Annotated in this window: 27 protein-coding genes; 14 read left to right on the top strand and 13 right to left on the bottom strand. The window is 69.1% G+C overall.

The features are described 5' to 3' along the window. Positions 1–40 precede the first annotated feature (40 nt). From QMX80_RS11785 to QMX80_RS11750, 8 genes are all read right to left on the bottom strand, one after another. The gene (locus tag QMX80_RS11785) at positions 41–1,426 is read right to left on the bottom strand and encodes a M17 family metallopeptidase (protein WP_282277224.1); all 1,386 of its coding nucleotides are present in this window, start codon (positions 1,424–1,426) and stop codon (positions 41–43) included. A gap of 46 nt (positions 1,427–1,472) precedes the next feature. Further along, complete coding sequence (locus tag QMX80_RS11780; RefSeq protein WP_282277222.1) at positions 1,473–2,132, bottom strand: DUF1294 domain-containing protein; 660 nt, start codon at positions 2,130–2,132, stop codon at positions 1,473–1,475. Positions 2,133–2,136: 4 nt separating this feature from the next. Then, a complete protein-coding gene (locus QMX80_RS11775; RefSeq protein WP_055766606.1) occupies positions 2,137–2,832 on the bottom strand; it encodes an HAD family hydrolase in 696 nt (231 codons plus the stop codon). A gap of 38 nt (positions 2,833–2,870) precedes the next feature. Beyond that, positions 2,871–3,968: an AI-2E family transporter gene (locus tag QMX80_RS11770; protein WP_055766602.1), complete on the bottom strand. Its 1,098-nt coding sequence runs from the start codon at positions 3,966–3,968 to the stop codon at positions 2,871–2,873. 45 nt (positions 3,969–4,013) lie between these two features. After that, on the bottom strand, positions 4,014–4,430 hold the full coding sequence (locus tag QMX80_RS11765; protein ID WP_282277218.1) for a protein sip-5: 417 nt from the start codon (positions 4,428–4,430) through the stop codon (positions 4,014–4,016). Continuing rightward, positions 4,427–4,852 (bottom strand): phage holin family protein, encoded by a 426-nt coding sequence (locus QMX80_RS11760; RefSeq protein WP_282277227.1) that lies wholly within the window; start codon positions 4,850–4,852, stop codon positions 4,427–4,429. The genes QMX80_RS11765 and QMX80_RS11760 overlap by 4 nt, the downstream gene beginning before the upstream one ends. 79 nt (positions 4,853–4,931) lie before the next feature. Further along, positions 4,932–5,291 (bottom strand): hypothetical protein, encoded by a 360-nt coding sequence (locus QMX80_RS11755; RefSeq protein WP_055766593.1) that lies wholly within the window; start codon positions 5,289–5,291, stop codon positions 4,932–4,934. Positions 5,292–5,390: 99 nt separating this feature from the next. Then, a complete protein-coding gene (locus QMX80_RS11750; RefSeq protein WP_282277217.1) occupies positions 5,391–6,815 on the bottom strand; it encodes a Do family serine endopeptidase in 1,425 nt (474 codons plus the stop codon). 465 nt (positions 6,816–7,280) lie between these two features. Here QMX80_RS11750 and QMX80_RS11745 point away from each other — a divergent pair, with 465 nt between their 5' ends. The 4 genes from QMX80_RS11745 (at position 7,281) to QMX80_RS11730 (ending at position 12,036) form a co-directional block, all read left to right on the top strand. Then, positions 7,281–9,434 (top strand): adenosylcobalamin-dependent ribonucleoside-diphosphate reductase, encoded by a 2,154-nt coding sequence (locus tag QMX80_RS11745; protein ID WP_282277216.1) that lies wholly within the window; start codon positions 7,281–7,283, stop codon positions 9,432–9,434. Between the two features lie 141 nt (positions 9,435–9,575). Continuing rightward, entirely contained in the window at positions 9,576–10,217 is a 642-nt protein-coding gene (locus QMX80_RS11740) for a hypothetical protein (RefSeq protein ID WP_282277215.1), read from the top strand. 76 nt (positions 10,218–10,293) lie between these two features. Then, entirely contained in the window at positions 10,294–11,058 is a 765-nt protein-coding gene (locus QMX80_RS11735; protein ID WP_055766581.1) for an NrdJb, read from the top strand. Positions 11,059–11,169: 111 nt separating this feature from the next. Beyond that, a complete protein-coding gene (locus tag QMX80_RS11730) occupies positions 11,170–12,036 on the top strand; it encodes a hypothetical protein (protein ID WP_282277213.1) in 867 nt (288 codons plus the stop codon). A gap of 139 nt (positions 12,037–12,175) precedes the next feature. Here QMX80_RS11730 and QMX80_RS11725 read toward each other — a convergent pair whose 3' ends face one another. Beyond that, the gene (locus tag QMX80_RS11725; protein ID WP_282277212.1) at positions 12,176–12,442 is read right to left on the bottom strand and encodes a hypothetical protein; all 267 of its coding nucleotides are present in this window, start codon (positions 12,440–12,442) and stop codon (positions 12,176–12,178) included. Positions 12,443–12,663: 221 nt separating this feature from the next. Then, the gene (locus QMX80_RS11720) at positions 12,664–13,041 is read right to left on the bottom strand and encodes a VOC family protein (RefSeq protein ID WP_055766572.1); all 378 of its coding nucleotides are present in this window, start codon (positions 13,039–13,041) and stop codon (positions 12,664–12,666) included. Between the two features lie 181 nt (positions 13,042–13,222). Here QMX80_RS11720 and QMX80_RS11715 point away from each other — a divergent pair, with 181 nt between their 5' ends. From QMX80_RS11715 to bioD, 7 genes are all read left to right on the top strand, one after another. Beyond that, positions 13,223–14,350 (top strand): alpha/beta hydrolase, encoded by a 1,128-nt coding sequence (locus QMX80_RS11715; protein ID WP_282277211.1) that lies wholly within the window; start codon positions 13,223–13,225, stop codon positions 14,348–14,350. A 343-nt stretch (positions 14,351–14,693) separates the two neighbouring features. Beyond that, complete coding sequence (locus tag QMX80_RS11710; protein ID WP_282277210.1) at positions 14,694–14,891, top strand: hypothetical protein; 198 nt, start codon at positions 14,694–14,696, stop codon at positions 14,889–14,891. Positions 14,892–15,189: 298 nt separating this feature from the next. Continuing rightward, on the top strand, positions 15,190–15,843 hold the full coding sequence (locus tag QMX80_RS11705; RefSeq protein ID WP_282277209.1) for a hypothetical protein: 654 nt from the start codon (positions 15,190–15,192) through the stop codon (positions 15,841–15,843). Between the two features lie 78 nt (positions 15,844–15,921). Next, positions 15,922–16,194: a hypothetical protein gene (locus QMX80_RS11700; protein WP_273081092.1), complete on the top strand. Its 273-nt coding sequence runs from the start codon at positions 15,922–15,924 to the stop codon at positions 16,192–16,194. Between the two features lie 61 nt (positions 16,195–16,255). Next, positions 16,256–16,825, top strand: a complete 570-nt coding sequence (locus QMX80_RS11695; protein ID WP_282277207.1) for a DinB family protein — start codon at positions 16,256–16,258, stop codon at positions 16,823–16,825. A gap of 45 nt (positions 16,826–16,870) precedes the next feature. Then, on the top strand, positions 16,871–18,163 hold the full coding sequence (gene bioA, locus QMX80_RS11690) for an adenosylmethionine--8-amino-7-oxononanoate transaminase (protein ID WP_282277206.1): 1,293 nt from the start codon (positions 16,871–16,873) through the stop codon (positions 18,161–18,163). Then, on the top strand, positions 18,160–18,810 hold the full coding sequence (bioD, locus tag QMX80_RS11685; RefSeq protein ID WP_055766557.1) for a dethiobiotin synthase: 651 nt from the start codon (positions 18,160–18,162) through the stop codon (positions 18,808–18,810). Before bioA ends, bioD begins: the two co-directional genes overlap by 4 nt. Positions 18,811–19,037: 227 nt before the next feature. Here bioD and QMX80_RS11680 read toward each other — a convergent pair whose 3' ends face one another. Then, the gene (locus tag QMX80_RS11680; protein WP_282277205.1) at positions 19,038–21,404 is read right to left on the bottom strand and encodes a membrane-bound PQQ-dependent dehydrogenase, glucose/quinate/shikimate family; all 2,367 of its coding nucleotides are present in this window, start codon (positions 21,402–21,404) and stop codon (positions 19,038–19,040) included. A gap of 201 nt (positions 21,405–21,605) precedes the next feature. Between QMX80_RS11680 and QMX80_RS11675 the strand changes: the two genes are divergently transcribed. Beyond that, the gene (locus QMX80_RS11675; RefSeq protein WP_273081084.1) at positions 21,606–21,734 is read left to right on the top strand and encodes a hypothetical protein; all 129 of its coding nucleotides are present in this window, start codon (positions 21,606–21,608) and stop codon (positions 21,732–21,734) included. Between the two features lie 72 nt (positions 21,735–21,806). Here QMX80_RS11675 and QMX80_RS11670 read toward each other — a convergent pair whose 3' ends face one another. After that, positions 21,807–22,196 (bottom strand): DUF6165 family protein, encoded by a 390-nt coding sequence (locus QMX80_RS11670; protein ID WP_152984118.1) that lies wholly within the window; start codon positions 22,194–22,196, stop codon positions 21,807–21,809. 147 nt (positions 22,197–22,343) lie between these two features. Between QMX80_RS11670 and QMX80_RS11665 the strand changes: the two genes are divergently transcribed. Continuing rightward, positions 22,344–22,772 carry a hypothetical protein gene (locus tag QMX80_RS11665; protein ID WP_282277201.1) on the top strand — a complete coding sequence of 143 codons (429 nt, stop codon included), beginning with the start codon at positions 22,344–22,346 and terminating at the stop codon, positions 22,770–22,772. Between the two features lie 27 nt (positions 22,773–22,799). Here the strand turns inward: QMX80_RS11665 and QMX80_RS11660 are convergent, their stop codons facing one another. Further along, positions 22,800–23,000: a heavy-metal-associated domain-containing protein gene (locus QMX80_RS11660; protein ID WP_055766545.1), complete on the bottom strand. Its 201-nt coding sequence runs from the start codon at positions 22,998–23,000 to the stop codon at positions 22,800–22,802. 93 nt (positions 23,001–23,093) lie between these two features. Here QMX80_RS11660 and QMX80_RS11655 point away from each other — a divergent pair. After that, a partial coding sequence (locus tag QMX80_RS11655) for a heavy metal-associated domain-containing protein (protein WP_345782374.1) occupies positions 23,094–23,281 on the top strand: 188 nt, incomplete at its 3' end.

Genomic DNA, 23,281 nt, shown 5'->3' with positions numbered 1-23,281 from the left:
GCGTGGTGCCGGCCACCGGCCGGCCCACGCGCCGCACGCTTCAGGCGTAGCGGGCCTTGAGCATCGCCCAGGCCGAGCGCAGCGCCAGCGCTTCGCCGCCGGCCGGGCGGCCCGGGCGCTCGCCGTCGTTCCAGGCGTAGACGTCCAGGTGCGCCCACTTCTGGCCTTCCTCGACGAAGCGCTCCAGGTACAGCGCGGCGGTGACGCTGCCGGCCATGCGCGAGCCGGCGTTGGCCATGTCGGCGATGCCGCTGTTGAGGTAACGCAGGTAGGGGCGCCACAGCGGCATGCGCCACACCGGGTCGCGGGTGCGGTCGCCGGCGTCCAGCCACTGCTGGGCGAGCGTGTCGTCATTGGCGAACAGCGCCGGCAGGTCGGGGCCGAGGGCGATGCGCGCCGCGCCGGTGAGGGTGGCGAAATCGACGATGGCGTCCGGGCGCTGCTCGCTGGCGTAGGCCAGCGCGTCGCACAGGATCAGGCGGCCTTCGGCATCGGTGTTGTCGATCTCCACGGTGATGCCCTTGCGCGTGGTGATGACCTCGCCGGGGCGGAACGCATCGGGGCCGATGGAGTTTTCCACCGCCGGCACGATCAGGGTCAGCCGCACCGGCAGCCGCTGCGCCATGACCAGCCCGGCCAGCGCCAGCGCGTGCGCGGCGCCGCCCATGTCCTTCTTCATGTTGCGCATGCCGTCGGCCGGCTTGATGTCCAGGCCGCCGGTGTCGAAGCACACGCCCTTGCCGACCAGCGCCAGGTGCGGCGCGGCTTCATCGCCCCAGCGCAGCACGATCAGGCGCGGCGCACGGTGCGAGGCGCGGCCGACGGCATGGATGGTGGGGAAGTTGTGCTCCAGCAGTTCGTCGCCAGCGATCACCTCCAGCGCGCCGCCATGGGCGTCGGCCAGCGCGCGCGCGGCGTCTTCCAGCTGCTGCGGGCCCATGTCCTCGGTCGGGGTGTTGACCCAGTCGCGCACGCGCAGACAGGCGGCCAGCACGTCCAGCACTTCCGGGGCCGGCGTGGCGACCAGCTGCGCCGGCAGTCGCGCCGGCTTGCGGTAGCGGGCGAAGCGGTAGCTGCCCAGGCCCCAGCCGAGCTGCAGGTTGGCGGCATCGGCCGCGTCCAGCGCATTGGCCAGCTGCCAGGCGCTGCCTGCCGGCAGTGCGAACGGCGCATGCGCATAGGCATAGGCATCGCCGCGGTCGCCGACGCCCAGCACTGCGCCGGCCAGTCCGTCCGCGCCCGGCAGCAGGGCGACGCTGCCCGGCGCCGCGGTGAACTGCTGGCTGCCGAGCCAGGCGCGGGTCGCCGCCGGTTGCGCATCCAGCCATGCGGCGAAGGCCGCCTTGTCCAGCACATGCAGCGGAAGGGCGTTGCTGGCGTCGGAAGTGAAGCCTGCGGGAGACAGCGGAGCGGACATGGGGGTCATTCCTGGAAGTAGGGGCCGGCGGCCGGCGATGGCCGTCGGCAGGGCATCACGATGCGGTTTCGATATGGGGCAGCAACCAGTACAGGGCGGCGCAGTTCAGTGCGGCGGTGATCCAGAACATGATCTGGAAGCTGGTTTTCCGGGTCTTGTGCTGATACGCCTGCTGGGCCAGCAGGCCGCCCGGCCAGCCGCACAGCAGGTCGAACAGGTGCAGGGTTTTTTCCTGCGTGCGTTGCAGATTCTGGTTGGCGGCGCTCTTGTCCAGCGCATAGGCAATGAACGACAGGGCGCTCATTCCCGCAAAGGCCAGCGTTACCGCAAGCGGCCACCAGTGCAGCCACGTGCCGGCGGCCAGCGCGGTGAGTGCGCCGGCCAGGATCAGGCGGTGCGCGAGGTCTTGCAGCTTGCCGGAGGCATGGCGCTGGCGTGCGGTGGCTCTGGCGTCGTTGCGGCGCCGTGCCTGCGCACGCATCGCCCCGGCATTGACGAAGCTGGCGCCCACCGCGTTCAGGCGGCCCTTGTCGTCGCGCCGGGTTTCATAGCGGATCAGGTCGCCGTTGCCCGGGCGGCGACCGGCATGTTCGATGGTCCTGATGTGCACGAAGGCGCGGGCCGCGTGATCGCCGCCGGCCTGCGATTCGAGCGGGCGCACGAAACCGTAGCCCTTTGCGTCGTCCCACTGTTCGATGCGGCCCAGTTGCGGCATGGGCTCAGTCCTGCGCGTCCAGCCAGTCGGCCAGCCCGGCGAGGGTGTCGAACTGCAGGTCCGGCGGCGGCGCGGCATGGTTCCAGGCATGGGCTTCGCGGTTGATCCAGCAGCCGCGCAGGCCGGCGCGCATCGCACCGGCCACGTCCATCTCGGCATGGTCGCCCACGTGCAGGACGCTGGCCCGTTCGACGCCCAGGCGCTTGCAGGCGGCGTGGAAGATGCCCGGGTCCGGCTTGGCCGCGCCGAATTCGCGCGAGCCCAGCTGGAAGGCGAACAGCCCGCCGATGCCGATGCGCTGCAGATCGGCGTTGCCGTTGCTGACCGCGGCCACCGGCACGCGCGCGGCGATGCGGCGCAGCGCGTCCAGCGCATCGGGGTAGAACTCCACCTGGTTGCGCGCGGCGTAGAACGCTTCGTAGGCCGGTTCCAGCAGGTCCATGCCGGCGCCGCTCTTCTCCAGCGCTTCGGCCAGGGTGAGGCGGCGCAGCGCGCTCAGGTCGTAGTGCAGGTGCGGGTTGTCGTCGAAGGTGCGCACGCGCAGTTCGCGCATGGCCTCCACCGGGTACATCGCCGCCGTGGCGGGGCTGTGGACGACCATCCAGTCGTGCAGCACCTGGTCGATGCGGGCGCCAATGGGCGCGAACGGCCAGAGCGTGTCGTCCAGGTCGAGGGTGATGGCTAGGACAGGAAAGTTCACGGGGCCATTTTACGGCAGCGGGCCGGGCGGCGCCTTGCCTATTCCAGCAATCGCGCCCAGCCCTGCATGCCGTCCAGCCGCACCAGCACCAGCTTGGCGCAGACCAGCAGCGGCACCGCCAGCAGCAGGCCGACGATGCCCCACAGCCAGCCGGACAGCATCAGCGCCAGTACCAGCATCAACGGCGAGATCGCCATGCGCCGACCCAGCACGATCGGCGTGACCAGTTGCCCCTCCAGCGTGTGCAGCGCCAGGTAGGCCAGCGCCGGCAGGGCAATGGCCAGCGGCTCGCGGAACTCGGTAAGGCCGACCAGCAGCATCAGCGCGATGCCGACCAGCGGGCCCACATAGGGAGCGAAGTTCAGCAGCATCGCCACCGTGCCCCACAGCAGCGCCTCGGGCAGGGCGATGCCGAGCAGCATCAGCGCCCCGGCCAGCGCCAGCCCGAGCAGGGTGTTGATGATGGTGATGGTCAGCACGTAGCGCGATATCTCGCGCTCCATCGCGCGCAGGATGTCGGTGGTGAAGCGTTTCTGCTGGCGGTTGGGCAGCAGCGCGATGATGTGCCGCTGCAGGTTCTCCCCGTAGATCATGAAGAACAGGGTCAGCAGCACCACCGCCAGCGCCGAGGCGGCCAGCCGCGGAGTGCGCACCAGCGCCCGGTACGGGTCGTCGAGCCGGGTGCGGATCACTTCCACCTTGCGGTTGTCCTCGCCGCCGGCGGCGCGGGCGAAGCTCTCGGCGGCCTGGTTGGCCTGCTGCACCGGCCGCACCAGGTCCTGCACCTTGCGCGAGACCTGGCGCAGCTGCTGCGGCGTCTCTGCGAACCAGTCGGCCGCAGGCACCGCCAGCTGCACCGCCAGCGCGCCGGCACTGGCCAGGCCGATGGCCAGCACCAGCAGCGCGGCGAGGAAGCGCGGCAGGCGCAGTTTCTGCAGCAGGCGGATGATCGGGTTGCCGACCAGGGCGAAGAACATCGCCAGCAGCACCGGCAGGATCACGTCCTGCGCGGCCCACAGCGTATAGCCCACCGCCAGCGTGGCCAGTACCAGTACGGCGGAAGACGCGCGCGGGCGTGGCGTCGGCGGGGCCGGTTCGGCGGCGGGAGGGGACGGATCGGACGGCAGTGCGGGCATCGCGGCACTCCGGAGCGGGAAGGGCGCGGCCGGCGGCTGCGCGGATCAGGACTCTGACAGCTCGGTGGCGGCTGCGGCCGCCTGCGGCGGTGGGCCGGCAGCGGGTTCGGGCGGCGCGGATACGGCCTGGCCTTCGTCCGTGGCGGCGTGGCTGGCGGCCATGCCCGCCGCGGCCGCCAGTCCCGCTTCCTGCAGGCTGGCGATCGACGCCTGCGCCGAGGCCACCAGCCCCGACACCGAGCCGATCATCTGCAGCCAGCGCGCGCCGCTGAAGGCGCCGCCTGGCTCCAGCCTGCCGGCCACGAAACCGCCGGCCAGTCCGGCGATCATGATGCGTCCCGGCGTCCAGCTGCGGCGCCAGGTCGTTTCCAGCGTGTCCCACTGCTGCACGGTCTCGTCCATGCGCACCTGCACGACGGCTTCGGCGCGGCGCACGCGGCGCTGCAGGGCATCGAAGTTCATGGTGTTCCGTCCCCCGGGATCTTCACGTCGGCGTCCGGGTCGTCCTCGGCCGGCTCGTCGAACAGGCCCAGCCGCGACAGCTGCCGCCGCGTAGCGTGCATGCCGGTGTGGTGGAAGAAATACGTGACCCGCCAGACCGCATAGCCGGTGACCGCCAGGCTCGCCACCGAAGCGATCAGCAGGGAGACGAACCACGACAGCCCGACGTAGCGCAGGAAGGCGATCAGCGTGGCGGCCAGCAGCAGCCAGGCCGAGGCGCCGAACACGATGGCCACCCCGCTCCAGGCCAGCGCGCGCCCGAAGGCGCTGCGGGCCAGGGCGAAATCGGCCGAGGCCAGACGCCGCAGCGAGCGCAGCGTGTGCGCCGCCGAATCCAGCGTCTGCCGGCCGGCGCTGCCGACCTGGCGGATGCTTTCCTCCAGCCCGGGCGCCGCGTTGCCGTCCTCTTCCGTGCCGTTGCCGGTGGCGCCGGGTGGTGGCGCGTTGTCGCTCACGCCCGGGTCAGTCGTTGCTGCGGGCGAGCTTGGCGATGATCCAGCCGGCGGCGAAGGCCACGCCGAACGAGGCCAGCGGGCGCTCGCGGATCAGGTCGGCGGCGCTGTCGATCAGGTCCTTGCCCTTGTCCATCAGCGCGTCCATCTGCTCCTTCGCCGCGGCGCCGGAAAGTTCGGCGGCGGCCAGGCCGGACAGCGCGCTGTCGGACAGCTCCGCCTTCACGTTGGCCTTGCCCAGGCGCAGTTCGTCGCCGGCGGTGCTGGCCGCGTCCTTGACCGCCGAGCCGGCGGCGCGCGCGGCCGACTTCAGGTGCGATCCGGCATCGCCCAGGTGTTCCTTCATGCTGTCGGTGTTGGTGGGGCTCATCACTTCGTCTCCTTGTTTCGGCGGGAGCGCCACCATGGCGGCGCAGGGTGCAAGCAATAGCAGCGATGGGGTGTAAGGAACGTTACGAGCGCGCGGCCATCATCGCATCACCAGCTGGCCCTGCGTGTTTCCACGGACGATGCGCAGCACCAGCTGCTGTGGGCGCGGGCTGAAACTCGCGCGCCAGCTGGCGAGATCGACGAACTCGCCGCTGCTGGCGGCCAACACGATGTCGCCGCCGGACAGGCCCGACTGCGCGGCGCGGCTGCCGCGCGCCACCTCGCTGACCAGCACACCGTTCAGGCCCGCCTGGCGCGCCGATTCGGGCAGGTCGACGAAGGTGGCGCCGGACAGGCGCGGGTCCAGCGTGTCGCCGGTCACCGCGCGCGGCTGTTCCTTGAGCGTGGCCTTGAGCTGCAGCGGCTTGCCGTCGCGGCGCACATCCAGTTCGACGGTACGGCCCACCGGCTGCAGGCCCTCGAAGTTGTGCAGCGCCTGGGCATTGTCCACGCGCTGGCCGTTGATCGCGGTGACCACGTCGCCGGCGCGCAGCCCCGCCGCGGCAGCGGCCGACCCGGACAGCACCCGGGTGACCAGCGCGCCGCGCGGTTCGTCCAGGCCCCGCCCCTGCGCGATCTGCGCGCTCAGGTTCTGCGTCTCCACGCCCAGCGTGCCGCGCACCACCACGCCCTTGGTGATCAGCTGTTCGACCACGTCGCGGGCGAGGTTGGAGGGAATGGCCAGGCCCAGGCCGATGTTGCCGGCCATGCTGCCCTGCGGGTTGAAGCTGGCGGTGTTGATGCCCACCAGCTGCCCGGCCAGGTTGACCAGGGCGCCGCCGGAGTTGCCCGGGTTGATCGAGGCGTCGGTCTGGATGAAGTTCTGGTAGCCCAGCCCGCGGATGCCGCTGCGGCCCACTGCCGAGACGATGCCGGAGGTCACGGTCTGGCTGAAGCCGAACGGGTTGCCGATGGCGACCACGAAATCGCCGGTGCGCAGCTGGTCGCTGTCGCCCAGCGGCAGCGCGGTGAGCTTGTCGGCGGGGATGCGGATCAGCGCGATGTCGGTGTCGCGGTCCGAGCCGAGGAACTCGGCCTTGACCGTGCGCCCGTCGGCCAGCGTCACCTGCACGTCGTCGGCGTTTTCGATCACGTGGTGGTTGGTCAGCACGTAGCCCTTGGCCGCGTCGATGATCACCCCCGAGCCCAGTGATTCGTTGATGCGCTCCTGTGGCACCTGCGGGAACAGGCGGCGGAAGAACGGGTCGTCGAAGAACGGATTGCGCACCCGCACCACCTGCTTGGTGTTGACGCTGACCACCGCCGGCATCACCCGTTCCAGCATCGGCGCCAGCGACGGCACCGGCTGGCCGGCGACCGAGGCCGGCAGCGCCGCGGTCGCCGGCAGCATGGCGCCGGTGGCCGCTTCGGCGCGGTTGTCCAGGTGGGCGTTGATGGCGCTGGCGGTGAAGCCGCCGAAGGCGGCGGCCAGGGCGAGGGTGAGCAGGGTCGGGAGCGGTCGCATAGGTGCCGGGGTTCCATGCTGGGACGCCGTTCGGGGCGTCCGGGGTGGGGCGGAAGTTGCTGAACGGGAGTGTGGCGGCAGTGACCTAAATCGACAATGAAATGTTCCGCAGCGCCGCAATCGCCGGGCTGCCAAGCCTTGCGCGGATTGCAAGATCCCCGACACATATTTTTCGTTTGACATCACCCCTATGGTGGGTAAGCTTGGCCTCGCCATCAGCCACTAGATGTTGGGTTGATGTGAAATGCGTCCCCAAGAAGTAGGGTTGAGGCCCGGGGTGCAAGCACCCCATCGGAAGGCGTGCAATGACGACGGAAGCGATGCAGACAGCCGGCCCGCGCCGGACCAATCCCCGCCCGCCCGCAGGCGCGTGACCACGCGCCGGCATCGTCGTCGTTGCAGCCCGGCCCGACCGGGGAAACGGTAAACCGCACCGCAAGGTGCACAAGGAGAGTTCCCACCATCATGAGTACGGTGCGTCTGGAAGTGGTCAGCAACCCAACCCGATCGGACCTTATCCCCCTGCAGCCCGCCTCGCAGGACATCTGGGACAAGAAGTACCGCCTCAAGACCAAGGCCGGCGAGGCGCTGGATGCCGACATCGACGGCACCTACCAGCGCGTGGCCCGTGCCCTGGCCGACGCCGAGGGCAGCGACGAGAAGCGCGCCTACTGGTTCGAGCGCTTCGTCTGGGCGCTGCGCCGCGGCGCGATCCCGGCCGGCCGCATCACCTCCAATGCCGGCGCGCAGGAACACAAGCCGGCCACCAGCACCATCAACTGCACCGTGTCGGGCACCATCACCGACTCGATGGACGGCATCCTGGAAAAGGTCCACGAAGCGGGCCTGACCCTGAAGGCCGGCTGCGGCATCGGCTATGAGTTCAGCACGCTGCGTCCGCGCGGCGCGTTCGTGGCTGGCGCCGGCGCCTACACCTCCGGGCCGATGTCCTTCATGGATATCTACGACAAGATGTGCTTCACCGTGTCCTCGGCCGGCGGCCGCCGCGGCGCGCAGATGGGCACCTTCGACGTGTCGCACCCGGACGTGAAGGACTTCATCCGCGCCAAGCGCGAGGACGGCCGCCTGCGCCAGTTCAACCTGTCGCTGCTGATCACCGACGGCTTCATGGAAGCGGTGGACCAGGACGCCGACTGGCCGCTGGTGTTCCCGATCAACATCAAGGAGCAGGCCGAGCTCGACCCGGCCAGCGGCGAGGAAGTGGTCTGGCGCGAATGGCCGACCCACGAGAACTACATCGTGCGCGACGACGGCCTGGTGGCCTGCAAGGTGTACGGCCACATCCGCGCCCGCCACCTGTGGGACATGATCATGGTCTCGACGTACGACTACGCCGAGCCGGGCTTCATCCTGATCGACCGCGTCAACGAAATGAACAACAACTGGTGGTGCGAGAGCATCCGCGCCACCAACCCCTGCGGCGAGCAGCCGCTGCCGCCGTACGGCGCCTGCCTGCTGGGCTCGGTCAACCTGACCAAGTTCGTGCGCGACCCATTCACCGACAAGGCCTCGTTCGACTGGGACGAGTACAAGGAAGTGGTGCGCGTGTTCACCCGCATGCTCGACAACGTGGTCGAGGTCAACGGCCTGCCGCTGGAGCAGCAGCGCAACGAGATCATGCGCAAGCGCCGCCACGGCATGGGCTTCCTCGGCCTGGGCAGCACCATGACCATGCTGCGCATGAAGTACGGTTCGCCGGAGTCGTGCGAATTCACCGAGGCCATCGCCCGCGACATGGCGGTGGCCGGCTGGGAAACCGGCCTGGAACTGGCCCGCGAGAAGGGCCCGGCGCCGATCATGGAGGAGGCCTTCGACGTCACCGCCGCGATGCTCCGCCAGCGCCCGGAAATGCGCAAGGACGGCTGGAAGGCCGGGCAGAAGATCCAGGGCAAGGTGCTGCACGCGCGCTACAGCCGCTACATGCAGCGCATCGCCTCGGTCGCCCCGGAACTGGTGGACGAACTGGCCGAGACCGGCGCGCGCTTCACCCACCACAGCTCCATCGCGCCGACCGGCACCATCAGCCTGTCGCTGGCCAACAATGCTTCCAACGGCATCGAGCCGTCGTTCGCGCACCACTACAGCCGCAACGTGATCCGCGAGGGCAAGAAGACCAAGGAGAAGGTGGACGTGTTCTCCTTCGAACTGCTGGCCTACCGCGAACTGGTCAACGCCAAGGCCATGCCGTTCGCCGAGGATGCGCAGGCGCGGCTGCCGGACTACTTCATCGCCGCCGACGACATCTCGCCCAAGGAGCACGTCGACGTGCAGGCCGCCGCGCAGAAGTGGGTGGACAGCTCGATTTCCAAGACCGCCAACGTACCGACCGATTATCCGTACGAGCAGTTCAAGGACATCTACCGCTACGCGCACCAGCAGGGCCTGAAGGGCTGCACCACGTTCCGCTTCAATCCGGCCGCCTTCCAGGGCGTGCTGGTCAAGGAAGCGGACCTGGAGAACACCACCTACCGCTTCGAGCTGGAAGACGGCCAGGTGGTGGAGGTCAAGGGCAACGAGCAGATCGAGTACGACGGCGAGATGCACACCGCCGCCAACCTGTTCGATGCCCTGAAGGAAGGCTACTACGGCAAGTTCTGAAGTCGCCTTCGAACGCCGTTCAGCCGTGTGGCTGAGCGGCGGCGGTGGTTCCACCACCGGGTTTTCGCGCATGTCCCACGCTTCACCCGCTTCGATTTAGCATCGCCAACGTTACGGACCCGATGCCCTCAGGAGGGCTTTATGAGCAATGGCAATGGTGTGACGGCGACTGTTTCCCAGGTTGCCGAGAACGTGAAGGAAGGCGCGGCCCACCTGGGCGAAGCGATGGCCGCCACCGCCAGCGATGCCGTGGCCGCGGTGAAAACCCGCGCGCGCAAGGCCGAAGCCGGCGCGAAAAAGCAGGTCGCCAAGGTGAAGAAGGCCGTCAAGAAGGCCGAGAAGGTCGTCGCCAAGAAGGCGGCCGCCGCGAAGAAGGAAGTAAAGAAGACCGTCTCGAGCGTGCGCCAGAAACTGGAAGCGGCCAAGGCCAGCGCCAAGGCCGAGGCCGCCGACCTGAAGAAGAAGGGCGCCGGCAAGCGCGCCACCGCCAAGAAGGCCGTCGCCGCCGCCGAGAAGAAGGCGGTCAAGAAGGTCGCATCGGCGAAGAAGACGGTGAAGGCCGCCGAGAAGAAGGTGGCCAAGGCCGTCGGCAAGAAGACCGCCGCGGTGAAGAAGGCGGTCGGGAAGGTCGAGAAGAAAGTCGCCGGCAAGACCGCCGCCGCGAAGAAGGCGGTGAAGAAGGTCGAGAAGAAGGTGGCCAAGAAGGCCGCTTCGGCGAAGAAGACGGTGGCGAAGAAGGCCGCCGCCGTGAAGAAGGCCGCGAAGAAGGCCGTCCGCAGGTAAGCCGTACCCGCGTCCCCGTCCGCCGCGGGCGGGGACGCCGCAACCCGCACCACAACGCATAACCAGGACCCGCACCATGGCCGTCAAGATCGACAAGAAAATCAAGGGTTATTCCGTCATCACCCCGGACGACAAGGCCCGGGAGGCGACGGCCAAGGCTCCGGTCGCACAGGCGCAGGACGATGCCCAGGACAGCAACATCGTGCACATGCACGAGCGCATCGAGCGCCCCGACGTGCTGATCGGCAGCACCTACAAGATCAAGTCGCCGCTGGTGGAGCACGCCTTCTACGTGACCATCAACGACATCGTGCTCAACGCCGGTACCGAGCACGAACTGCGCCGCCCGTTCGAGATCTTCATCAACTCCAAGTCGATGGAGCATTTCCAGTGGATCGTGGCGCTGACCCGCATCATGTCCGCCGTGTTCCGCAAGGGCGGCGACGTCACCTTCATCGTCGACGAGATGAAGGCCGTGTTCGACCCGAAGGGCGGCTACTTCAAGGCCGGCGGCGTGTACATGCCCTCGCTTGTCGCCGAACTGGGCTCCATCGTCGAAGACCACATGAAGTCCATCGGCCTGCTGCACGACCCGGAAATGAGCGCCCACCAGCGCGCCCTGATCGCCGAGAAGCGCAAGCAGTTCGAAGAGCGCTCAAAAAAAAACACTGACGCCGTGATCGCCGCTCCCGCCAGGCGCGAGGAAGACGTGGAAGTCACCGGCGAAGGCACCAGCTTCCCGCCCAGCGCCACCATGTGCCACAAGTGCAGCACCAAGGCGCTGGTGGTGATGGATGGGTGCGCGACCTGCTTGAATTGCGGGTACAGCAAGTGCGGTTGATGGTCGGATAACGCCGAAAGAGATCGGGGCCGGAGCTCTAGCGAGTCCGGCCCTTTTCTTTGCAGCATTGGGAAAACCCTCTGCTCTGATCCTGCCGCAAGCCGGGTGCCGATGCGCTGGTCCTTCGTATTTCAGGAGCCGGATGCGCCGTCAGCTTTTGGCATGGCCGCTCTTTTCATGGACCGCAATGCAGGGGAGACGATGCGAAAGAACCGATGGATGACGGGAGCCTGGCTGACCTTCGTCGCGTCGATGGCCGCGACGGCCGGACCACTGGATTACACGCCTTCGCAATGGGCGCAGATCGACGTGCTGCGCAGGTCGGCAAGCGAGCATGCCAATGCGAAAGCCGGCGAAGCATGTGGATGGAGCCCGGCCGAGCCCGATACGCCGATCGACATGGTGGCGCTGGACGCGGCGCCGGTGAGCCAGCCGGCGCTGCGTGAAAAGCTGATGGCCATGTTGAAGGAAGACCAGGCTTCACGCGATGTGATGTTTGCTGCGGAATCGCCGATCAGCAAGGCCCGGGTGGGATATGGCGACGCGCGGCATCGGAAGGAATTGATCGCCATCGTGGATGAATATGGCCTGCCTACCACGGCCATGGTGGGCGACAGCGGTGTGTGGGCAACGTTCTATCTTTCCGTGCATGCGGATGAGGACCTCGCCCTGCAGCGGCGTCTGCTGGATCTGATGGAGAAAGCAGCAGGAGCGAGCGCGATACCGGCCTATTTCCCGGGAATGTTCACCACGATCCGTCGCAATGTGCCAATGGGAAAGCCCTATGCCGAAATCTACGAAGGCGATCAGAAGGGGAGGGAAGAGGCGGGTGCGGAGCCTTTGATCCCCGGCGATCCGAAGTCGTGCTTCGCTTCCAGGCGCAGGACGTTTGCCAGGGAATGGTTGCGTGATCATCTGCCCGTCGATATTGCAGGCGTTCTTCCGGATGCGGGGGAGGGAGCTGGAGAGGCACTCTGAGTTCGTCGACGGAGGGAGGACGTATTGCGCGTCGGTTGTGTTGGACGCGAACCACCGTTTAAGCCGTAGCGCCCTATGAAACGGCGGTCACGCAATTCCATTCCATGAAGCGGCATTGCGTCGAACCAGGGGCTGGTGGTCAAGGTCGCTTTTGCCGGAATAACCAGTCGGGCCATGCCGTGCCGGGATGGATGTCGGCAACCTGCATGCGTGCGGGGCGCAGCACCCGATAGGGCAGGGCCATTCGGCCGGACGTGGTGAAGACTCCCGCGCCGAACTTTCCGGCGTGGGCCCATGCGGAAACATCCGCTGCCATCCGGGCGATGCCCGCGGCATTCTCCATCGGGCAGCCGGCCCGTGCGCATCCGACGGGTGGGATGTACAGGCGGGAGAGGGTGCCGATCATTGTTCGCATCGGGAACATCGGATGGAAACCAAGCGGCGGATGCCGGCCGGGTAGGGTTGTACGGTGAACCATTGCCTGTGGCAGAAGCACGGGCTCAAGGCACAGTGATTGCCGGCGGGCACCATCGCATGGCTGCCTGTACCTGCCTCGACATTTTTCCATGGCCGCCATGCGCCGGATCTGCATCCGCGAGCGCCCGCGAGCGCCCGCCGGAGGCTCGGTCACGCGGACGGCGGGTCGATGTTCTGCCCGATCCGCCACAGCACGCCGCTGGGGTCGGTCAGCACGAAATCGCGGATCGCCCACGGGCGGTCTTCCGGTGGAAGCGCGCGCACGCCGTAGCGCTCGGCCAATCGCTGCGCCTGCACCTGCCGCCACCAAGATTCCACGTCGGCGACGAGCATATGCATCATGAAATTGCCGGCGTGTTCGGCCACGTAGAATTTCTGCAGCAGGAAGCTGCAGTCGCCGGCATGCAGGTAGGCCAGGTCGTCCGACGACCACGGAACGCTGAAGCCCAGGTCGCGGTAGAAGCGTAGCGACAGGTCCATGTCGCGCGCCGGCACGAAGGCCTTGATCTCGACGGTTTCCAGGTTCATGGCGCGTTCCCGTGGTGGACGGTCCCGATCCTGCCGCATCGACCGGCCGCTTTCCAGGATACTGCGCCGGTCACACGCCGGTGCGTCGAAAGAGGGAATGACTTTGGACCTGCTTGATCTGCCCCTCGTGCCGATGGAGGCTGTCGGGCAAGCCCCCAACGTTGCAACGCAGGAGATTGCCATGACGAGGAATCGATCCGTATGGCGCGCGCTGGCCATCCTGTTGCTGGCGTCGCCCCTGGCGGCGACCGCGCAGGACACCTGCCCGGACCGCTCCAGCTACGCGCCGGCGCGCGAGATCATCGCCGACCTCGGGCGCATCGTGGCGCCTGGCGGCGTGCAGGAGGACTACGCGGCACAGATCGGCGGCATCCAGCAGTGGGTGAACGTGCGCGGGCAGGACCGCGACAACCCGCTGCTGCTGTTCGTGCACGGCGGGCCGGCGTCACCGGTGATTCCCACGCTGTGGCAGTTCCAGCGGCCGCTGGAGGAGTACTTCACCGTGGTCAACTACGATCAGCGCGGAGCGGGCAGGACGCTGCTGCTCAATCCGCAGGAGGACGTGGCCGGCACGCTGCACATCCAGCGCTACGTGGACGATGCCATCGAACTGGCCGACTCCCTGCGCAGGCGCTACCACAAGCGCAAAGTTGTACTGGTCGGCCACAGCTGGGGCACGGTGGTGGCGATGCAGGCCGCCCTGCAGCGGCCGGACCTGTTCCATGCCTACGTCGGCATCGGCCAGGTGATCGACGTGCGCACCAACGAGCGGGTCAGCTTCGACTACGGCCTGCGCACCGCGCGCGAGCGCGGCAATGCCGGGGCGGTGCGCGAGATGGAAGCCATCGCGCCTTACCCCGGCGATACGCCGATCACCCGCGATCGGATCGTCGTCGCCCGCAAGTGGCCGCAGTACTACGGCGGGCTCAGCGCCTACCGCAGCGAGTCCAACTACTTCTTCAAGGGACCGAGGCTGTCGCCGGACTACGACGATGCCGCGCGCTGTGCGATCGATGCCGGCAGCGTGTTCACGCTGGGGCGGCTGCTGGACGAGTTCCTGCAGGTGGACTACCGCGGGGTGAAGGAATTCCCCATCCCGGTGCTGATGTTCATGGGGCGCCACGACTACACCACGCCATCGGAACCCACCGCCGCCTGGCTGGCGCAGGTGCGCGCGCCCTACAAGCGCGGTGTCTGGTTCGAGCATTCGGCGCACATGATGCCGTGGGAGGAACCGGGCAAGACCCTGGTCAGCCTGCTGGAGCATGTGCGCCCGTTGGCGGTGCAGGGAGAAGCCGAAGGCCGGTGATCGCGCGCGGTGAGCCGTGCAGCTCAGGGACGCGGTGGCATGGACGGTCGTTGGCATTGGCGGGAAGGGTGACGGTGCCGGCGGCCTGAAGCGCGCCGGGGGCTCTTTCCGCAGCCGTGGCACCGGCAGTCGCGCCGGATGCGCCGGCTACCGCAGCAGGCGCGTTCACGACGGTGGCGCACACACCGGTCGGCACCCACGCCCCGGATGCCTGCATGATCGCCGGCGAGTCCCCTCTCCTCGGCCAGCTCATCCGCTCCCGCGATGGCGTGCAGACGGCAGGGGCCTCGACAGAGGCGGAACTGAGCCGCGTGTGCGAAGGGCCGGCCCGACCTCGGCGCAGATGGGCGGCAAGGCCGTCGAGGTCATCTGCATGGACGCGTGCCCGTCGCCAGCGCAGGGCAAAGGCGGCGTGCTGTTCGGCAAGGGCTTCGATGGTGATTGCGGCGAGCACACGGGCAGCCGACCTGTCCGGCCTGCCGGCAAGCTGCGCGCAGGGCAGCGGTATCGGAATGGCGGATTGGCGCGGAGCCGGCCGTGAGGAACGCAGGGCCGGTCGGTGGCCGCACTGCCGGCCCGTAACGCCGGTGGTCAGCGCCCGGCGTCCCCGTCACGCGCGATTTCGCGCACGAAGTCCGCTGGTGATGCCGCTGCGGCGGGGCCACGACCTGGCCGCGCTGGGCCGGGAAGTCACCACGCGCGGCGGCAGCGCCGGCCGACCGGCTCAAGCTGGAACTGCCGAGGATCGGGCGTGCTTCGAAGGCGGGCCCGCCCGGCGCGGCTTGCAAGCCGCACCCGCGCGCCGCAGATTGACGCATCGCCATCCAGGGAGCGCACGCATGCGGGGTCTTGATTTCAGTTCATGGCAGGCCGTGCTCTCAACGCTGCTGGGGCTGATGATCATCACCCTGGTAGGCGTGGGCATCCGCCTGCTGGTGATGCAGACGCTGCAGCAGCGGCGCGAGCGCGAGAACCGGCAGATCAACGAGCGCCTGCGCACGCTGATCGCCGCGTACAAGACACTGGGTGGCTCGTTCACCGGCGAGCTCGGCGTGGACCCGAAGCATCTGCGCGACCTGCGCGGGCAGGAGGGGGCCGAGGCTCTCGCCGCCACGGCGTCGGACCGTTCCCGGCGCATCCGCGATGCGGTGGAGGCGGCGCTGTCGGACATCCTGCTGCTGGGTACCGACGAGCAGGTGCGGCTGGCCGCGCACGCCGCCACCGAACTGGCGCAGGGCCGCCCGGTGCATACCGATGCGCTGGTGGTGTCGTTGCGCGACTTCATCCGCCAGGCGCTGGACCTGGCGCCGGTTCCCCGTGATCTGGCGATCCCGCGCCAGGGGCCGACGCGCCCGGCTGCCGGCGCGGCCAAGGGGCGCAAGGACGAGGGCAGCGCCAAGGGCGGCAAGGGCGGTGGTGGCGGGGGCGGCGGCATGGGCGTGGGCATGGCGCTGGGCGCGCGCGGCGGCGAGGACCACGACCGCGACGCGTGAGGCGGACAGGCGCGCCGCGATTGCGTTGGCAATGGGCTTCGCGCAAGCTCTGGGCTCCCTCAATCCTGGTGGCCGCCCATGCAAGACAACATCATCCAGATCATGCCCGCCGCCGGCTGGGTTGCCGTGTTCGATGAGGACGGCGAGGAAAGCGCGCAGGGCGTGGTGTGCTTCGCGCTGGTGGAAAGCGCGATGAAGCGCGAGGTGCGGGCGATGGTCGCCGACGGCGCGCAGATCGGCTTTGCCGACGCGTTGCCCAACTTCGTACGCGTGCAGGAGCTGGACGCGTTCGAGGAGGACGACGAGGACGAGGAAGAAGAGGACGAGGACGAGGAAGAAGACGAGGCGTGATCTCCGTTGCGCTCCTTGTTCCCGGCGTCGCCATGGCAGGCCGCATCACGGGCCTGTCGCGGTGACGCTGCGGTCTTCCGGCGCGGGGAACGACCTGCTCGACGAAGCCTTCGCCTACAAGCGCTGGGCGATGCGGCGCACGCTGGAAGCGATACGTGCGGTGGATGCGCAGGCGTTCCCGGCCAGCGTCGCCTTCGCGCGGCAGCAGCTCAACCACATCGTGATCGTGGAGGAGCTGTTCCGTTCGCGCCTGCTCGGGGATGTGGCGCCGCATGCGGGCACCAATACCGCCGAGGTGCCGGCGCTCGACGCACTGGCTGCGCGCCTGGAAGCATCGGATGCCTGGTATGCATCCCATCTGGCCGGGCTGGCGCCCGCGCTGTGGGACGAAGCGCTGCGCTTCCGCTTCGCCGATGGCCGCGAAGGCTGCATGACGCGGCGTGAAATCCTGTTTCACATCCTCAACCATTCCACTTACCACCGCGGCGCCATCGGGCATGCACTGGATCTGGCGCGGGTGCCGCATCCGGCCGACACCTGGACGGTGTTCCTCCACGAGAGCCAGCCGCAGCGGCGCGATGGCGTGCCGCCCGGCGCGGGCCGGGATGCGGGCCTGCGGGCGAAGCGGTAAGGTACGCGCCCGCACGCCACCGCACCGGTGGCACGAAACACGCACATGCTGACCGATCCATTCGACAGGGAGCATCTCTGGCATCCCTACAGCGCGCTCGGCCAGGCGCTGCCGGCATTGAAGGTGGCGCGCGCCGACGGCGTACTGCTGGAACTGGCCGACGGCACGCGGCTGATCGACGGCATGGCCTCGTGGTGGTGCGCGATCCACGGCTACAACCATCCGGCGCTGAACCAGGCGGCCATCGACCAGCTCGGGCGCATGTCGCACGTGATGTTCGGTGGGCTCACCCACGAGCCGGCCATCGCCCTGGGCAGACAACTGTTGGAGATCGTGCCGCAGCCGCTGAATGCGATCTTCTATGCCGACTCCGGTTCGGTGTCGGTGGAAGTGGCGCTGAAGATGGCGATCCAGTACCAGGCCGCGCGCGGCCGGCCCGGCCGCCACGACATCGCCACCACACGCTCGGGTTACCACGGCGACACCTGGAACGCGATGTCGGTCTGCGATCCGGTCACCGGCATGCACGGCCTGTTCGGTGCGGCGCTGCCGTCGCGCCGCTTCGTGCCGGCGCCGGCCACGCCGTTCGACGGGCAATGGGACGCGGCCGAGATCGTGCCGCTCGAACGCCTGTTCGCCGAGCACGGCGACGAACTGGCCGCCTTCATCATCGAGCCGGTGGTGCAGGGCGCCGGCGGCATGCGCTTCTACCACCCGCAGTACCTGCGCGAACTGGCGCGGCTGTGCCGCGAACACGACGTGCTGCTGATCTGCGACGAGATCGCCACCGGCTTCGGCCGCAGCGGCCGGCTGTTCGCCTGCGAGCACGCCGGCATCGCCCCGGACATCCTGTGCATCGGCAAGGCGCTGACCGGGGGCTACATGACCCTGGCCGCGACGATCACCCGCCGCGACATCGCCGACACGATCGCCTCCGGCGAGGCCGGCGTGTTCATGCACGGGCCGACCTTCATGGCCAACCCGCTGGCCTGCGCGGTGGCGCTGGCGTCCACGCAGCTGCTGCTGGCGCAGGACTGGCAGGGCAACGTGCAGCGGATCGAACGCACCCTGCGCGAACGGCTGGCGCCGGCGCGCGCGCTGCCATGGGTGGCCGACGTGCGCGTGCTCGGCGCCATCGGCGTGATCGAACTGACCGCGCCGCTGCGGCTGGAACGCATCCGGCAGCGCATGCTGGAGCAGGGCATCTGGATCCGTCCGTTCGGACGGCTGGTGTACGTGATGCCGCCCTACGTGATCGACGACGCGCAGCTGCGGCAGCTGTGCGACGGCATGGTCGCGCTGGTGGAAGGACTGCAGCCCGGGGACATGCGCGCATGAGTGGTGAGGTGATTTTCGTCGGTGGCATCGACACCGAGATCGGCAAGACCGTGGTGACCGGCTGGCTGGCGCGGCAATGGATCGAACAGGGCCGCGAGGTGATCACCCAGAAGCTGGTGCAGACCGGCTGCGTCGGTGCGTCGGACGACATCCTGCTGCACCGGCGGCTGATGGGCAGCGGCCTGTTCGACGAGGACCGCGACGGCACCACCATGCCGGCGCTGTATGCCTACCCGGCCTCGCCGCACCTGGCGGCGAAGCTGGAAGGCCGCGCGCTGGACCTGGACGCCATCGCCGCCGCCACTGCGCGGCTGCGCGCGCGTTACGACACGGTGCTGGTGGAAGGCGCCGGCGGGCTGCTGGTGCCGTTGACGGCCGAACTGCTGACCCTCGACTACGTGGCGGCGCAGGGTTGGCCGGTGATCCTGGTCACCTCCGGGCGGCTGGGCAGCATCAACCACACCCTGTTGTCGCTGGAGGCCATCGCCGCGCGCGGCGTCGCGCTGCACGGCATCGCCTGGAACGGCCGCGACGACGGCAGCGACGAGGTCATCGCCGCCGAAAGCCGCCGCTATCTCCGTCAGTGGATGCAGGCGCGCTTCCCGCAGGCGCGCTGGTACGACGTGCCGGTATTGATGCTGGATTGAGCGTCCACTTCCCCTAGGTGCGGGGCTCGCCCCGCACGCTTCCGCCGCAATTCATCGGAAAGCCCCATGCCGGGCGGGCCCGGCATCCACGAGGCTGCGCCGCCATGGTGGCCGGATCGCCCGCGTTGCGCATCGCCCCGCGCGGGCGTCGCGGGGCCGGCGGGTCGCGGACCGCGTCGTGCGGCAGGAGCGCGATGGAGCCGTGCCGCTGCCTCACGCGTTCCTCTTCACTCCTTCCCGCCTGCGCTTCCGTCCTTCAGCCGGTAGGCGAGCACGTAGTCTCCCGGCCGGGTGCCGATCGAACCATGGCCGCCAGCCACCAGCAGCACCATCTGCCGGCCCTGGCTGTCCAGGTAGGTCATCGGCGTGGCCTGGCCGCCGGCGGGAATGCGCACGTTCCACAGCACCTTGCCGCTGGCCAGGTCGTAGGCGCGGAAGTTGTCGTCCACCGCCGCGGCCAGGAAGGCGACGCCGCCGGCGGTCAACAGCGGGCCGCCGATGCCGGGCACGCCCAGGCGTATCGGCACCGGCACCGGCGAGAGGTCGCGGATGCTGCCGTTGCGGTACTGGTAGGCGATCTTGCCGGTGCGCAGGTCGGCGGCGGCGACAGTGCCCCATGGCGGCGCCTGGCAGGGCACGCCCAGTGGCGACAGGAACGGCTTGAGTTCCACCGCGTAGTCGGCGCCCTTGTTCTCGTTCAGGCCGTGCTCGCCGGTGTTCATCGCCTGCCCGCCGAGCTGCTCCTTGGGCACCAGGGTGGAGACGAAGGCCAGGTAGGTCGGCATGCCGAACATCGCCTGCCGCTGCGGGTCCACCGCCACGCCGCCCCAGTTGAAGGTGCCGAAATTGCCCGGGTAGACCAGCGAACCGCGCAGCGACGGCGGGGTAGAGCGGCCCTCGTAGCGCAGGCGGCGGAACTGGATGCGGCACAGCATCTGGTCGACCAGGCTGGCGCCCCACATGTCGGCCTCGCGCAGCGGCGGCGGCTCGAAGCTCAGCGCCGAATAGGGCTGGCGTGCGGCCACGGTCTGGCCGGGAATGTCCGTGCCCTGCGGCGCCGGGCGCTCGCCCACCGGCAGCAGGGGATGGCCGTCGCGGCGGTCTAGCACGTAGACGTCACCCTGCTTGGTCGGCACCACCAGCGCGGGCGTGCGCCCCTGCGGCAGGTCCAGATCCAGCAGCGACGGCTGCGCCGGCGTATCCATGTCCCACAGGTCGTGGTGCACGAACTGGCGCACCCAGCGTACCTGGCCGCTGGACAGGTCCAGTGCGACCACGGAGGAGGCGTATTTTTCCTCCGCCGGACTGCGGTACATGCCGAGCTGGTCCGGGGTGCGGTTGCCCATCGGGAAGTAGGCCAGGCCCAGCGCTTCGTCGGCGCTGGCCACCGCCCAGCTGTTGGGCGAACTGGCGGTATAGACCTGCGCCGGGTCGGCTGGATCCAGCGGCGTGGTCTGCGTCGGGTTGCCCGAATCCCAGTTCCACAGCAGCCTGCCGCTGCGCGCGTCGTAGGCGCGGATCACGCCGGAGGGCGAGTCGACCGCGTAGTTGTCGTTGACCGCGCCGGCCACGATCACCTTGCCGGCGGCCACCAGCGGCGGCGAGGTCGAATAGTAGTAACCGGCCTGCTTGAACGGCATGTTGTGGGTCAGGTCGAGCACGCCATGGTCGGCGAAGTCCTCGCAATGGCGGCCGGTCGACGCATCCAGCGCATGCAGTTTCGCGTCGGCGCTGGCCAGGAACACGCGCGTCGCGCAGGCGCCGTCGGCCGCGGTGGCGGCGTTGTCGCCGGCCGGCGCGGCGAACCACGACAGCCCGCGGCAGGTCTGGTGCTGGCGCTGCGGTTCCATGCCCGCACCCGGGTCGAAGCGCCAGCGTTCCTTGCCGGTATCGGCGTCCAGCGCCAACGCCCAGCTGTGCGGGGTGCACAGGTACAGCGTGTTGCCGATCTTCAGCGGCGTGGCCTCGTAGGTGGTCTCGCCCACGTCCTGCGGCAGGCGCACGTCGCCGGTGCGCATCTGCCAGGCCAACTGCAGCCGCTCGGCATTGGCCGGGGTGATCTGCGCCAGCGGCGAATAGCGCTGGCCATAGTCGCTGCGGCCGTAGGCGCTCCATTCCCCGGGCGGCGGCGCGTTGTCGCCGAGCGCGGGCGTGCCGGTGATGGCGGCCACCGGCAGGGTCCCGTGGATCTCGTGCAGGTGGCGCGGGATGCCGGCCAGCGCCACCGCCGCCAACAACAGCGACGCGCCCAGCACCGGCCAGCCGGCCGGGCCGGTGTAGCCATGCGGCCCGGAGCGGCGCGCCGCGGGCAGGGCCAGCAGCAGGCCGAGCAGTACCGGCACGCCCAGGCGGGTCGCCAGCGGCCACCAGTACAGCCCGGCTTCCCACAACGACCAGGCCAGCAGCACCAGCAGCCATCCGGCGTACAGCCAGCCCGCCCAGCGACGGTGGCGCCACAGTCCCCAGGCCACCGCGAGCAGTGCCAGTCCGCTGAGCAGGTAGAACGCGCTGCCGCGCAACGCCAGCAACCAGCCGCCGCCGACGGCCAAGGCCAGCCCGGACAGCAGGAACAGGCACAACATGATCACGCGCATGGCGCACCCGCATGGCACGGAAGGTGCGGCCATGGTGCGCGCGGCCATGTCTGCGCCGCGTCATGCGCCGTTTCGGCGTGGCGTTGTACCGGTGGCCGGCGGGATGGCTTGAAAAAGCAGGGCGCCGCCGCGATATTGCGGGATCGAACAACGAAGAAGAGAGGGCTCATGGAAGCCATCACGACTGGAATGGTCCAGTGCATGAAGTGCAATACGGTGTACCGGCCCGCGATCAAGGTGCTGGAGAGCGTCTGCCCGATGTGCCTGTCGATCAAGACCGCACCGGTGCCGGCCGAACAGGCGCGCAGCGCCGCGGCCACCCTGCGCTGAACCGCAGCCACGCCGCAGCCCACGCAGGCCAGGTCATCGACCTGGCCTTTTCATTGCGCGAAACCGGGCGGCCTATTCGCCCTGGTACTGCTTTTCCTCGACCAGCGCCGAGCCGGCGACGCGGTTGATCTCGTTCTTGACCGCCACGCGTTCGCCGTTGGTGCCGTAGACGCCGCGCGCCAGGGCGACGAAGCCATCGCCGAAATCCTGCGCGGTTTCCTTGGCGCGCAGCTGGTCCTGGATGTCCCACATGCGTTCGTTGATCGCCTTGAGCTGCTGCTTGAGCGCGGCCAGTTCCGGGCGCGCGGCCTGCTGCTGCAGCCACAGCGGCCACAGGCCGTCCAGCTCGGTGCGCACGTTGTCCAGCTTGGCCGCGTCGGCGATGCGCTCGGCCTTGATTTCCAGGATGGTGATCTTGTCGATCAGTTCGCCGATCGATACCGGGGTGAGGATGGTCTGCACGCGCATGCCGCCGAGGAAGATTGGCGGCCATGATAACGCCCCGCCACGAGGGCCCCCGGCATGGCGGAAAAGTTGCCGATGAACCGGTGCTGGTGGCGCCGTGCCGATGCCGCGCACAATGCCGCTTCCCGTTCCATGGAGGCTCCGATGCCGATGCGCCCGACCTTGCGCCTGCTTGCCGCCACGCTGCTGTGCGTGGGTTCCATCGCGGGCGTCGATGCCTCCGGACTGGCGCCCCTGCAGGGCGCCTGGCAACTGCAGTCGGGCGAGTTCGTCGATGGCGACGGCGCGCGCGTGGACTACGCCAGCCGCGGCCTGGCCGGTAGCAAGGTGCTCGCCGACGGCCGCTTCGCCTTCACCACCACCAGCAACGGCACGTTCTGGGCTGGTGGCTCGGGTACCTACGAGGGCGACGGCGCGCGCTACGTGGAGACGCCGCTGATGGCGTCCTATCCGCTGGAGGGCGGTGGCCGCTACGAGTTCCGCTACACGCTGGAGGGCGATGTGTGGACGCTGGAGCGCTGGGAGGGCGGGCGTCGCGTCGAGCGCGAGGTGTGGAAGCGCGTGGGCCGGTAGAGCGGGGCAGCGCCCCGCTGCATGGAATCAGGCCTGCTCCACCTGCGGCGGAAAGCCGGCTTCGTCCAGCGCGCTGGCGAAGCGTTCGGCCGGCTGCGTCGATGCGATGCGCACGCGCTTGGTGGCCAGGTCGATCTCGACCGTCGCGGCCGGGTCCACCTCCTTGACGGTGGCGGTGACGCTGCGCGCGCAGCCGCCGCAGGTCATGTTCCCGATATGCAGTTCCATGGCGTTCTCCTTGAAGGGAAGGGCAGTCTGGACCTTGCCATGGTGGCAAGGTCAAGCGCCGCCGCCTGGTGAGCCGGAGGTGTTGACCTTCCCATGATGGGAAGCTTCATGATGCCGCCATCATGGACAAATCCAGGTGAGCCGGCGATGAGCCAGAACAGCCAGAACCGCGTCGATGCGGGCGGAACGACGCAGGAGTTCCCTGTGGAGGGCATGACCTGCGCTTCGTGCGTGGGCCGGGTGGAGCGCGCGCTGGCCGCCGTGCCCGGCGTGGCCAGCGC

It is taken from the genome of Stenotrophomonas sp. PS02297, assembly GCF_029959705.1.
In the GTDB taxonomy this organism is placed as follows: Bacteria; Pseudomonadota; Gammaproteobacteria; order Xanthomonadales; family Xanthomonadaceae; genus Stenotrophomonas; species Stenotrophomonas nitritireducens.
This window is presented reverse-complemented; position numbering and strand designations above follow the sequence as displayed.